Origin of the sequence: Francisella philomiragia subsp. philomiragia ATCC 25015, from assembly GCF_000156715.1 — a bacterium.
GTDB lineage: Bacteria > Pseudomonadota > Gammaproteobacteria > Francisellales > Francisellaceae > Francisella > Francisella philomiragia.
Genome location: NZ_DS999311.1, coordinates 317,492 through 330,202, shown reverse-complemented (window position 1 = coordinate 330,202; position 12,711 = coordinate 317,492). Strand labels below are relative to the sequence as shown.

Sequence of the window (12,711 nt, the reverse complement as noted above, 5' to 3'; positions counted from 1 at the left end):
CTATGAAAAAATCAATACTTATCCTTCCGACATCAAAACATACTGGTCTTAGAATTTTGGCAAGTAGTGTGGTATATGCATTACAGCAAAAAGGGTTAAAAGTTGACTCATTTCATCCTATTTATGATATGGATATGAGTATCGAGCAAATAGAATCATATTTGCTTAATAATCGTGTAAAAGACTATGTTGAGATAGTTCTAAGTAAATTTTATGAAAAATGCCTAGATTCCGATTTTGCTGTAATATCTGGATTGTTTAGACAAGGTAATAACTACCATAGGTTATATCCATTAAATGCGATTGTTGATGAATTGAATATAGAGATTATAAAAGCTCTTGGTTCGGAAGTAATAATAGTCTCATACCATGGTAATAAACCTATAAATGATATTAATGATGAACTTGATTACGCTATGCGTAGCTTACCAAAGCAGATTAATATTATGGGTGCTGTAATTACAAAGTTAAATGCGCCTTATGACGATGATGGAAGAGTTAGTTTTAGTTTGACTGAAGAGGATATTACTTATGATAAGCAGCAACATGTGGGTATAGATGAGCTTAAAGAGTTATCAGTATTTAAACATAAGGGATTGGTACTTTTAGGTGTTGTAGAGTGGGATAAGGAAAGAACCTCACCAAGGATATTAGATATCAAAAATATTCTTAAGCTAAATCACATATCGGAAGTTGGTTTAGATGCTCGTGTTGATAGAGTAATGATGTGTTCAAGAGGGGTTGATAATTTTATAAGTGATTTGACTCCAAATTCTTTGATTATAACTGCTGCTGATCGATCTGATATCTTAGTGACTACCTGTTTAGCTGCAAAAAATGGTATGAAAATAGCAGGTATTATTTTAACAGCTGAAGAATATCTAGATAATAAGGTTAGAGAGCTATGTGTAGAAACTGCTAAGAAAGCAGGATTGGCAATTCTGACAACAAAAAATAAAAGTGTAAATACAATTTTAAAACTTGCAAGTATTGATCTAATGGGAATACCAATTGATGATAAAGAGCGTATTCAAAAAGTCAAAGAAGTAATATCTTCATCATTAGACAGAGACACAATAGTTAGATCTATTACGTCGGATATCTCTGAGCATCAAGTTATGTCGCCTCCAGCATTTAGATATCATCTTTTGAAGATGGCGCGAAAAGCCAAAAAGAGAATTATTTTACCAGAGAGTTATGAGCCAAGAACTTTACAGGCAGCTAAAAACTGTCATGAACAAGGCTTAGCTGAGTGTGTACTTATCGGTGATAGAGAGAAAATCTTTAAAGTGGCTGAGATGAATGGTTTTAGCTTACCTGAGAGTATCGAAGTTGTAACTGTTGTCGATGAAGCTGAGGCAAAATACCTAAAAACATTGATGGAGCTTAGAAAGCATAAAGGTTTGTCTGAAAGTATGGCTAGAGATGCTCTAAAAGATCCAATAGTTGTAGCAACACTTATGCTTTATTTGGGTGAAGTTGATGGATTAGTGTCTGGTGCTGAGCATACTACTGCAGATGTTCTTAGACCAGCATTACAATTAGTCAAAACTAAGCCAAATTCATCACTAGTATCATCAGTGTTTTTTATGTGTATGCCTGATGAGGTGATAGTATTCGGAGATTGCGCTGTTAATCAAGATCCAACAGCAGAGCAGTTAGTTGATATTGCGATACAAAGTGCTGAATCAGCTAAGAAGTTTGGTATTGAGCCTCGTGTTGCGATGATTAGTTATAGTACAGGTTCATCAGGTTCTGGGGTTCAAGTTGAAAAGGTGCGTAAAGCAACAGAGCTGCTTAAACAAAGTGCTCCTGATTTATTGGTAGATGGACCACTTCAGTATGATGCTGCTATGATCGAGAGTGTAGCGAAGAAAAAAGCTCCAAATAGTCCAGTTGCAGGTAAAGCTACTGTACTAATATTCCCTGATTTGAACACAGGTAACACTGTTTATAAAGCAGTCCAGCGAAGTGCAAATGTATTAAGTATTGGTCCGGTATTACAAGGTATAAATAAGCCTGTTAATGATTTATCTAGAGGTGCAACTGTAGATGATATAACTTATACAATTGCGATAACAGCTATTCAAGCAATATAAAACTAGGAGGCAAATATGTCTAATAGACTTTTAAAAAGAGTAATAGATAAATACTCTTTTTCTGGTGCAAAAAGTTTTGATGTAGTTAATCCTGCTACAAATAAGTCAATTTGTCGTTTAGAAGAGAAATCCTCAGAGTATGTTGAGGATAGTATTCTAGTAGCTAAACATGCACAAAATATATTTAAAAATATTCCTTCAAGTGAAAAATCGAAGTTATTAGAAAAATGGTTTGATTTGATAATAGAAAATTCTGATGATTTAGCAGAGATTATCACACTAGAGAGCGGTAAGCCTCTCGCTGAAGCAAAGATTGAAGTTCAATATGGAGCTAGCTTTATCAAATGGTATGCAGAAAAGGCAAAAAGAATAGATTCACGTGTTTTTGATCCAAATATTAGTAATTCTGAGGGAAGGGTGGATTATTATCCTGTTGGTGTGGTTGCTGCAATTACACCTTGGAATTTTCCTCTTGCGATGATTACTCGTAAGGCAGCCCCTGCAATAGCTGCTGGATGTAGTGTCATTGTTAAACCTTCTGAGTTAACGCCTTTGACAGCTTTTGCTGCGCGCGAACTTTTTATCGAGGCTGGGGCTGATGAGAATCTTCTACAGATAGTTTGTGGGGATTCAAAGGTCATAGGTTATGAATTTCAGAAGAGTAATTTAGTTAGAAAAATCACTTTCACAGGATCAACAAGAGTTGGCAAACTCTTAATGCAGCAAGCAGCTGATACTGTTAAGAAAGTTTCTCTAGAGCTGGGAGGTAATGCACCATTTATAGTCTTCAAAAGCGCTAATATCGAAAAGGCTATCGAAGGTTTGCTAGCATCGAAAATAAGAAATGCTGGTCAAGTATGTGTAGCTCCAAATCGTGTTTTTGTTCATCAATCTATAAAAGAAGATTTTATTGCCAGATTGAAGTCAGCTATCCTTGATCTTAGGCAAGGTAATGGGTTAGATGAAGATGTTAAAGTAGGACCTTTGATTAATGCCGCAGCTGTTGATAAAGTACAGTCTCATGTTGATAATGCACTGACTAATGGAGCAAAGCTAGTTTGTGGTGGTAGGGTAAATCCAGAGCTAGGAGGCAACTTTTATGAGCCTACTATTCTAGATAATATGCAAGATAGTATGGTTATCAGTTGCGAAGAGACTTTTGGACCAGTTATAGCTATTTTTAGTTTTGAATCTGAAGATGAAGTTATCCAAAGAGCCAATAACACTAAGTATGGTTTAGCAAGCTATTTCTTTAGTAGTGATATGAATCAGATTAGAAGAGTAAGAAATGCTTTAGCTTATGGAATGGTAGGTATAAACTCAGGAGCTATCTCAAATGAAAAAGCGCCATTCGGTGGGGTTAAGCAATCAGGTCTTGGTAGAGAAGGGTCTGATGATGGTATTTATGAGTTTTTGGAAGCTAAATATAGTTTACAAAGTTTTATATAAGTATGTTTATCGTTTGTTACTTATTTCCTATTGTTTTTTTACTGTAAAAGGTTGTTCTTATTTTTAGAATCGTGTAACTTGGTCTTATAGCGCTGATTTAATGTATCAACTTGCGAGCGCTTTATAAATTCTGCTAAAGCGTAGTTTGTTGTCTTTGATATTCATTTATAGACCATCCGCTTTTGCAGATGGTTTTTTTGAAATAGTTTTTCTAAAACCTTTCCAAAAAAGCCTTAATTTTTTAAATAAATGCTACATATTTATCATTTTTTATATGTGGTTTAAAGACTAAGAGGAGTATAAAAATGAGTATTAAAGAAAAAGAAGGTTTGATAGAACGTTTAAATAAAGGTCCTGTTATCTGCGCAGAAGGTTTTATTTTTGAATTAGAAAGACGCGGATTCTTGGCATCAGGTGAATTTGTGCCAACAGTAGTTTTAGATCATCCAGAGATTGTAGAAGGATTACATAGAGAGTTTCAGCATGCAGGTTCTGATGTAGTAGAGGCTTTAACCTATTATGCGCATAGAGAAAAGCTTAAAGTAGCAGGGCAGGAGCATATTATAGAGGATTTGAATAGACAAGCTCTTAGAATCGCTAAAAAAGTTGCTGATTCTGCTCCTAAAGGAGTTCAGCCAAATTTGATGGCGGGTAATATTTGCAACTCAAATATTTGGAAGCAAGGGGATAGAAAGGCTCAGCTAGAAGTTGAGAGAATGTTTGATGAGATGGTGACTTGGGCAGTTGAAGAAGGTGCTGATATGATAATAGGAGAAACATTTTCCTATGCTGAGGAAGCATTTAAGGCCGTTGAAGTAATCAAAAAATCTGGCTTACCAGCAGTTTTAACAATAGCTCCAATGGGTCAAAACGTGATGTTAGATGGCTGGTCAATTGTTGATACGTGTAAAGAGCTAGAGCAATTAGGAGCAGATGTCGTAGGCTTAAATTGTTTTAGAGGTCCTCAGACAATGCTTCCATATCTCAAAGATATTCGTAAAGCCGTTAAATGCCATGTTGCAGCGTTACCTGTTCCATATAGGACAACAGATGATCATCCAACATTTTTTAATCTACCAGATAATAATGGTTGTAGTTGCCCATCACCACATGGTAGACCATTCCCTACAGCATTAGATCCGCTGTTTTGTAATCGTTACGAGATTAGAGAGTTTGCTAAAGAGGCTTATGATTTTGGGGTTAATTATTTAGGAGTCTGTTGTGGGGCAAGTCCTGCTTTGATTAGAGAGGTTGCCGAAGCTGTGGGATTAACAGTACCAGCAAGTAAGTATAGAGAAAAAATGCAAAACCATAGCATGTATGGAACACATCAGCGAATAGCTAAGCATATACAAGCGTATGGAGATAAGGCTTAAATCTATATCTCTTTTTATAGTCTCTATTTCGAGGGTATTAAAATGGGCAGACAAAAAACATTAGAACTTCTGTTATTAATATTAGCAGGAGGAGTTATATATCCAATAGTTTATCTTAGGCAAAACTTTCAGGATCAAATGCTTGCAACCTTTAATATAAGTATTTTTCAATTGGGTAATTTGTATTCAATATTGGGCTTATCATTTTTCTTGGGATATGTTCCTGGTGGTTGGTTAGCAGATAAGATTTCGATGAAAAAGCTAATTACATTCTCTCTAATTGGTACAGGCTGTATTGGTTTTTATTTTTCAACTGTTCCATCTTTTTACTCTTTATGCTTTGTATATTTAGGATGGGGTATAACTACAGGCTTATCCTTTTCTGCAGCCTCTTTGAAACTGATAAATATCATTGCTGGTAAAAATGCTCAAGGTAAGTTTTTTGGAGCCTTTGAGGGAGGTAGAGGTCTTGTTGAAGCTATATTAGCAACAGCTGCAGTATATATTTATTTTATAACCGCGAAGAAAACTTCCGATAAAGATCCTCAAGCTTTAATAAATGTCATATTAATGTATTCTGCTATTTGTATTTTTGTCGGTATAATTTTTTGGTTCTGCTTCAAGCAAAGTCCAGATATAAAGAAAATTGAGAGAATAGTTAAAGGTAATTTATTAGAGAATTTAAAGATTATATTTAGAAATAGAAGATTTAAATATGTTGTACTTATAATTTTTTGTGCATATCAAGTATTTTGGTCAACATTTAGTTTCTCAGGTTATTTAAATGAATCAGGATTTGGATTAACGACCTATATGGTTGGAGGCATTATTGCTTTGAAACTTTGGACAAAGCCTTTTGGTGCAATGTGCGCTGGAATTTTTGCTGATAAGTTTTGTATATTAAAAACTTTGCTATTAATCATGATTTCTTTGTTTTTATTGAGTATTTCAGCTATAGCGATACCTATGTTTTTTAACAATACCTCGATAATTATTGCTATTGTAATGTTGTTTGGAATAGTAACTTATGCAGCAAGAGGAACTTATTGGTCTACTATAGAGATGTGCGATTTTCCAAAAGAGATATTGGGTTTAGCTATAGGTGTGGCAGCAATGTTATCTTTTTCACCAGATATATTACTACCTATACTAAATGGATACTTATTAGAAACCTATCCCGGTGTATTAGGGTATCAGCTATATTTTGTGTATATGGCTATAGTCTCTTTAATTGGTGTCTACTCATGCATTGCTTTTTATAGATTAGATAAGAAGATTAAAACTAAGGCTTATGCAGAAAATTTTAGTGATTATGAAATATAATTAAGATAAAAAAATGGCACAAATAATCAAACTATTAAGCATATGCGAGAATATGGTCATAGAGTCTAGTTTCTAGTAAGTATCCTATCAGTTTCTTCGTCTAAGAGTATATAAATCTTTACGTCTATCTCTTAGATTTTTGACACTACCAAACTGATTTAATTCACGAAGTAGATTAATATCAACATCTACTATTAGTATCATCTCAGTATTTGGGGTGGCTTCAGCTTTTATACCTGTAGGAGGGAAGGCAAAGTCACAAGGTGTGAATACCATAGATTGAGCATACTGGATATCCATGTTGTGTACATTCGGTAAGTTACCCACACTACCTGCTATAGCAACATAGCACTCGTTTTCTATAGCTCTAGCTTGAGCGCAGTTTCTAACTCTTGAGAAGCCGTTTTGAGTATCTGTCAAAAATGGTACAAAAAGAATATCCATGCCATCTTCGGCAAGTATTCTACTTAATTCAGGGAACTCTGAATCATAGCAAATCAATATACCAATTTTACCGCAATCAGTATCAAATACTTCAAGCTTGTCACCACCTTGAAGTCCCCAAACCATAGCTTCATCAGGAGTTACATGAAGTTTTTCATACTTCTCTACAGTACCATCTCTACGGCATAGATAACCAACATTATATAGCTTTCCATCCTTCATTTCAGGCATACTTCCTGTAATGATGTTGATGTTATAAGTTATAGCGAACTCTGAGAATTTATCAGTAATTGTTTGTGTGTGTTTTGCAAGTTCTCTAATTGCTTCAGGTTCTGATAAATGGTTATTCTCAGCCATTAATGGAGCATTGAAAAACTCTGGGAATAATGCAAAATCAGATCTATAGTTGGATACAGCATTTACGAAGTATTCAGCATGTTGCATTAGCTCATCTAAACCTTTATATGGACGCATTTGCCATTGAATTAGTCCAAGACGCACATCTCTTTTTATAGGGGCTGCTTCTTTTGCTTCTTCTTCATAATAGATATTTGTCCATTTTAGTAATACTGCAAAGTCGTTAGATTCGGTATCACCTTCTAAATATGATTTGACAACTCTAATTGGTTGAAAATCATTACTCATCTGAAAGCGTAAAACAGGATCGTGTAGTTCTTGTCTTTTAAGTTTGTTGATATACTCTTGAGGAGTCATTTTATCAGCATATTCATGATATCCAGGTATTCTGCCACCGATAATAATGCTTTTTAAATTTAGTCTTTCGCATAAGTCTTTTCTGTAGTCATAAAGTCTACGACCTAGACGCATACTTCTAAACTCAGGCTTAACAAATAGATCTATACCGTATAGTACATCACCTTCATCATCATGGGTATTGAATGTATCATTTCCAGTGATTTCTTTATAAGTGTGTTTATGACCAAATTTTTTGTAGTCAACAATAATTGATAATGCACATCCAGCTAACTGATCATTAACTTTTATAACGACTTGTCCTTCCGGAAATTTCTTTATTAGAGTGTCTATTTGGTGATCTTCCCAGTAAGGGTTTCTAATATTGTAGACTTCTATCATAGCCTCTTTGAGTTCCTGATAGTCATCTGGGCTTAAGTAATCAAGTTTGATATTTTCTACATTTACCATTTTTTAGTTGTTTGAGTTTAAAAAGATAGTTAATACAAAGTATATTACTATAAACTTTAGTTTGTAAATGCCTTGACCAAATTTAATTTAGTATTGTAAGCGTATTAAATTTTCATAATTATCTAAATTTTTATTTGTATCAACTTAGTCTTCTCTATTATTTCTTGCTATAATATCGTGATTAAATTTTGTCTATTTATTTTTTAAAAACTTTTGAAGGGTTGATTTAAATGAGAACACATTATAGTTCAGATGTTAATGAGAAGTTACAAAATCAAAAAGTAACAATTTGTGGTTGGGTGCATAGACGCCGTGATCATGGTGGTGTTATTTTCTTAGATATTAGAGATAGAACTGGTTTAGTTCAGTTAGTTTTTAATCCAGAGAGTAAGGCTTTTAAAGTAGCAGATAGCCTAAGAGGTGAGTATGTAATCAAAGCTACAGGTACAGTAAATCTACGCCCTGAAGGTCAAGAGAACAAAAATCTTGCTAGCGGTAAAGTAGAAATTATTGGTGAAGATTTAGAGATTGTAAATAAGTCTAAAACTATCCCGTTTCAGTTAGATGATTTCCAATCAACTGGTGAAGATGTCAAGCTTAAGTATCGTTATATTGATTTACGTCGTCCGGAAATGCAAAACAAATTAATTACACGTTCTAAAGCTATTAGATATGTGCGTAATTTCTTAGATAATAATGGCTTCTTAGATATCGAAACGCCATTTTTGACAAAAGCAACTCCAGAGGGCGCTAGAGACTACCTTGTACCAAGTCGTAATTTTAATGGGAAGTTCTATGCTCTTCCACAATCTCCGCAGCTATTCAAACAGCTTTTGATGGTTTCAGGTTTTGATAGATATTACCAGGTTGTTAAATGTTTTCGTGATGAAGATTTGAGAGCTGATAGACAGCCAGAATTTACACAGATAGATATCGAGGCTTCATTTATAGATGAAGCGTTCATTATGTCTACTATGGAAAAAATGATTGCTGGTCTTTTTGATGCAACTATCGGCGTGAAATTCGATACTCCGTTCCAAGTAATGACTTATGCAGAAGCTATGGATAAGTATGGTTCAGATAAGCCAGATCTTAGAATCCCACTTGAGTTTGTAAATATCAAAGAAGATATGAAAAACGAAGAGTTTAAAGTATTTTCAGGACCGGCAAATGATCCAGAAGCTCGTGTCGTGGCTATGCGTGTGCCAGGTGGAAATGATAAGCTTAGCCGTAAGAAAATTGATGAATATACTAAATTTGTTGGTATCTATGGAGCAAGAGGCTTAGCATATATCAAGATTAACTCACTATCTGAAGGTAAAGAAGGGTTACAGTCTCCGATTGTGAAAAATATCTCTGAAGAGACACTATTCAAGGTGATTGAAAAAACAGGTGCTCAAGTCGGTGATGTATTATTCTTTGGTGCAGCTAAAGCTAAGATTGTTAATGATTCTATGGGAGCATTGAGAGCTAAAATTGGTGAAGATTTTGAAATATTCACTAAGGATTGGGCACCATTATGGGTTGTTGATTTTCCTATGTTTGAGAAAGATGATAATCGTTTATATGCTGTTCATCATCCATTTACAGCTCCTAAGGTTGAGACTGTTGAAGAGCTTACTAAAGACCCAGAAAATCTACTTTCAAGAGCTTATGATATGGTTATCAATGGTTATGAAGTTGGTGGTGGTTCTATTCGTATTCATAGACAAGATATGCAGGCTAAAGTATTTAACTTATTAGGTATTTCTGATGAAGAAGCTCGTGAGAAGTTTGGCTTTATGCTAGATGCGTTATCTTATGGTACGCCAATTCATGGTGGTATTGCATTTGGTGTGGATAGATTAATCATGTTACTTACAAATACTACAAATATCCGTGATGTGATAGCATTTCCTAAAACTCAGACAGCTAGCTGTTTGATGACAGAAGCGCCATCTAATGTTTCTCTTGAGCAATTAAATGAGCTTGGTATAGCTGTTAAGAAAGAAGATAAATAATCTCTAAGTTAACTTAATTTTTCTCAAAATTAGTATTATTGATTTTTGCTAGTTATCTAAGATAAAGTTATTCAGTAATTTAAGATTCTAGAATGTCTTTATTAGCTGTTTTTGTCCAATGAGCATTTGGTTTGTCAATATATTGAAAATAATCGCTAGTAAAAGCACCTTGTATACAAGTCTCTCTACTATGTCTAAAAGTAGTGTTTTCATCATTCATAATTGCTTCCATTACACCAGGGCCTGTTAAATACCAAACACCTAAATCAGATCTGTTAGCTTCGATATTCTTAAGGATAATATCAATGTATTCTTTAATTTTTGAATTATTAGGAGCAGCAGCAAAAAAGTAGTTAGTTACGTAGTACTTTTTAGACTCATCTGTTTCTTTTCTATGTTTAGCTTTTATAAACATTTCATTTTTATCTTTTAAAAAGTTCTCAGGTCTAGCTACAAGACAGCCATCCATATCTATATATAGACCACCATTTTTGTATATAGCCAATAGTCTCCATAAATCGGCTTTAGCTGCTCCTACGGTTAGCTTCTTATACGCGCTTAGAGCTTCTGGATGATTTTCGGCAATATATTTATCTGCAGCATCATTATCCATGAATCTATACTCATAGCGTGGAGCCATAAAACGATTAAACAAATAATTTACATATAATGGCAGAGTTACTTTATTAGTAAAGTTTGTTTGCCAAATAATTCTAGGGACATTTGATTGATTGTTTGTTTTTATAAGTGGTTTACTATAGCTTGGAAGAGTGAATCTTTTTTTTGGGAATATCTTATGAAAAAGCTTGGATACTAGCTTGACTATATTTCCTATAATTCTGATAAATCTACTGTGTATAATATCGATATTTAGCATAAAAATATAAACTATTGAATGTTATAATCTCATCATTATAACATCCGAACTTTTTTTATGTTACTTGAAAATCAGAGCATCAAAAATGCCTTAGTAATTTTTAAATCAAAACCTGCAAAGGTTGTAGAGATATTAGATAAAAAAATAGAAATAGAAACTTTAGATAGTAAGAATATAAAATTACCTGCAAAAAATGTCCAAATACTCACAGTTGTAGAAAATGATTTTGATTTGGATAAGCTTGAAAAATTAGAAATTCCTGAGTTAGAGTTAACATGGGAGTTATTACAAGAGCAACAACAAACATCAATTGATGAGTTAAGTGAGCTTCTTTTTGAATCCGTAGGAGCTAATCAAGCTTATACTGTATGGCTTTTGGTTTCAGAGGGAGAGTATTTTAGCTTTAATGATGACTTTACTATCAATATTCATTCACAAGAGCAAAAAAATAAAATAGTTAGCGATAAACAAGAGAAGCTTAAAAAAGAACAAGAACTAAATGATTTCATAGAGCGTCTTAATAATAAGACTTTTAATGTTGAAGACACAAAGTTCCTTAAAGAGATAGAGGCTTTAGCAACACTTAAAAGTACTAAATGTCGTTTCTTTAAATACTTAAATATGGAAGAGTCTGAGAATAGTGCTTATAAGCTACTCTTGGATATTGGTTATTGGGATGAATTCTTTAATCCTCATTTATATCGATATGGTGCTGAGTTAGAAAGTAATCCTGCGGAATTTAGATATAATTCTGGGTCAGATAGTCAGCGTGTCGATCTAACGCATCTGACTGCTTATGCTATAGATGATGAGGGTAGTAATGATCCTGATGATGCGATTAGTTGGGATGCTCAACAAAATAAAATGTGGGTTCATATAGCTGATCCATCGTCTAGTATTAGTTTTGGCGATGAAGTAGATCTTGAGGCTAGAGCGCGAGGTTCTAACTTATATGTGCCAGAGCATATAATTACGATGTTGCCACCTCAAGCAACACAAAAGTTAGGTTTAGGCCTACAAGAAGTATCTCCAGCTTTGTCAGTAGGATTTAGACTTGATGAGTCAGGTGATATTCATGATATTGAGATATGTTTTAGTAATATAAAAGTTACTAGATATTCTTATGAGTTCGTTGAAGAAAATATCTCTGCTCTAGAACTTGGAGACATAGAGGTTTATACTAAATATTTTACTGATAAGCGTTTGGCAAAGGGAGCGGTAGAACTTGATTTTCCTGAGATAAAAATATCATTAGATAATGATAAGAATGTCAAGCTAACTGACTTACCACGTTTAAACTCAAGAACATTGGTACGTGATACTATGCTGATGGCTGGAGTTGCGATTGGACAGTTTTGTAAAGAAAATAATATTTGTGTACCTTTTTCGACACAGCCAGAGCATGATCTTGAGCAAGATGATTTAGAAAATATTGACTCGATAGCCGATATGTTTGCAACACGTAAAAAGCTCCAAAGAGGTAAATACTCTACAGAACCTGATGTTCACGCAGGTATGGGTTTAGACTCTTATGTACAAGTGACAAGCCCTCTAAGAAGATATTTAGATTTACTTGTTCATTATCAATTACGTAATTTCTTAGAAAATAAGCAAATGATTAGTGTTGATGATGTTGATAATATAATCGCTCAAGTAGATATTCCTATTAAGTCAAATAGGCAAACGGAGCGTTTTTCTAATTCGCATTGGAAATTAGTCTATCTAATGCAGAATCCTAATTTAGAGTTCCAAGCTGCAGTCATTGAAAAATTAGATAAAGGTCGTTTAATGGTTTCTATCGCAGATTTAGCGATGACTAAAAAACTTGCTGTTAGTGGTAAGTACGACTTAAATGATCAAATAAAATTACAAAACACCTCTGTAAACCTTGTTACACAAGAGGCTTTCTTTAAGGTTATTGAAGAGAATTAACCGAGTTCTAACAATAAATTAACAGTTTTATCCACAAGGTATAAAAA

General features: G+C 34.0%; 8 protein-coding genes. 6 read left to right on the top strand and 2 right to left on the bottom strand.

Annotated elements, in window-relative coordinates:
* Positions 1-2 precede the first annotated feature (2 nt).
* The 4 genes from pta (at position 3) to FTPG_RS01920 (ending at position 6,247) form a co-directional block, all read left to right on the top strand.
* Complete coding sequence (pta, locus tag FTPG_RS01935; RefSeq protein WP_004286729.1) at positions 3-2,099, top strand: phosphate acetyltransferase; 2,097 nt, start codon at positions 3-5, stop codon at positions 2,097-2,099.
* A 15-nt stretch (positions 2,100-2,114) separates the two neighbouring features.
* The gene (locus FTPG_RS01930; RefSeq protein WP_004286728.1) at positions 2,115-3,548 is read left to right on the top strand and encodes an NAD-dependent succinate-semialdehyde dehydrogenase; all 1,434 of its coding nucleotides are present in this window, start codon (positions 2,115-2,117) and stop codon (positions 3,546-3,548) included.
* 305 nt (positions 3,549-3,853) lie between these two features.
* A complete protein-coding gene (locus FTPG_RS01925) occupies positions 3,854-4,924 on the top strand; it encodes a homocysteine S-methyltransferase family protein (RefSeq protein ID WP_035722127.1) in 1,071 nt (356 codons plus the stop codon).
* A gap of 42 nt (positions 4,925-4,966) precedes the next feature.
* The gene (locus FTPG_RS01920) at positions 4,967-6,247 is read left to right on the top strand and encodes an MFS transporter (RefSeq protein WP_004286726.1); all 1,281 of its coding nucleotides are present in this window, start codon (positions 4,967-4,969) and stop codon (positions 6,245-6,247) included.
* Positions 6,248-6,334: 87 nt separating this feature from the next.
* On the opposite strand, the gene FTPG_RS01915 is transcribed toward FTPG_RS01920, so the two are convergent.
* Positions 6,335-7,855 carry a carbon-nitrogen hydrolase family protein gene (locus tag FTPG_RS01915; protein ID WP_004286725.1) on the bottom strand — a complete coding sequence of 507 codons (1,521 nt, stop codon included), beginning with the start codon at positions 7,853-7,855 and terminating at the stop codon, positions 6,335-6,337.
* Positions 7,856-8,085: 230 nt separating this feature from the next.
* On the opposite strand from FTPG_RS01915, the gene aspS reads away from it, so the two are divergent.
* Entirely contained in the window at positions 8,086-9,855 is a 1,770-nt protein-coding gene (aspS, locus tag FTPG_RS01910; RefSeq protein ID WP_004286724.1) for an aspartate--tRNA ligase, read from the top strand.
* A gap of 79 nt (positions 9,856-9,934) precedes the next feature.
* Here aspS and FTPG_RS01905 read toward each other — a convergent pair whose 3' ends face one another.
* The gene (locus tag FTPG_RS01905; RefSeq protein ID WP_004286723.1) at positions 9,935-10,732 is read right to left on the bottom strand and encodes a glycosyltransferase family 32 protein; all 798 of its coding nucleotides are present in this window, start codon (positions 10,730-10,732) and stop codon (positions 9,935-9,937) included.
* A 57-nt stretch (positions 10,733-10,789) separates the two neighbouring features.
* Between FTPG_RS01905 and FTPG_RS01900 the strand changes: the two genes are divergently transcribed.
* The gene (locus FTPG_RS01900; RefSeq protein ID WP_004286722.1) at positions 10,790-12,664 is read left to right on the top strand and encodes a ribonuclease catalytic domain-containing protein; all 1,875 of its coding nucleotides are present in this window, start codon (positions 10,790-10,792) and stop codon (positions 12,662-12,664) included.
* The last annotated feature ends 47 nt before the right edge of the window (positions 12,665-12,711 follow it).

What these genes read in the sequence shown, in the direction of transcription:
- pta (WP_004286729.1), top strand. Translation starts at nt 3, where the DNA reads ATGAAAAAATCAATACTTATCCTTCCGACATCAAAACATACTGGTCTT.
- FTPG_RS01905 (WP_004286723.1), bottom strand. Translation starts at nt 10,732, where the DNA reads ATGCTAAATATCGATATTATACACAGTAGATTTATCAGAATTATAGGA.
- aspS (WP_004286724.1), top strand. Translation starts at nt 8,086, where the DNA reads ATGAGAACACATTATAGTTCAGATGTTAATGAGAAGTTACAAAATCAA.
- FTPG_RS01925 (WP_035722127.1), top strand. Translation starts at nt 3,854, where the DNA reads ATGAGTATTAAAGAAAAAGAAGGTTTGATAGAACGTTTAAATAAAGGT.
- FTPG_RS01915 (WP_004286725.1), bottom strand. Translation starts at nt 7,855, where the DNA reads ATGGTAAATGTAGAAAATATCAAACTTGATTACTTAAGCCCAGATGAC.
- FTPG_RS01930 (WP_004286728.1), top strand. Translation starts at nt 2,115, where the DNA reads ATGTCTAATAGACTTTTAAAAAGAGTAATAGATAAATACTCTTTTTCT.
- FTPG_RS01920 (WP_004286726.1), top strand. Translation starts at nt 4,967, where the DNA reads ATGGGCAGACAAAAAACATTAGAACTTCTGTTATTAATATTAGCAGGA.
- FTPG_RS01900 (WP_004286722.1), top strand. Translation starts at nt 10,790, where the DNA reads ATGTTACTTGAAAATCAGAGCATCAAAAATGCCTTAGTAATTTTTAAA.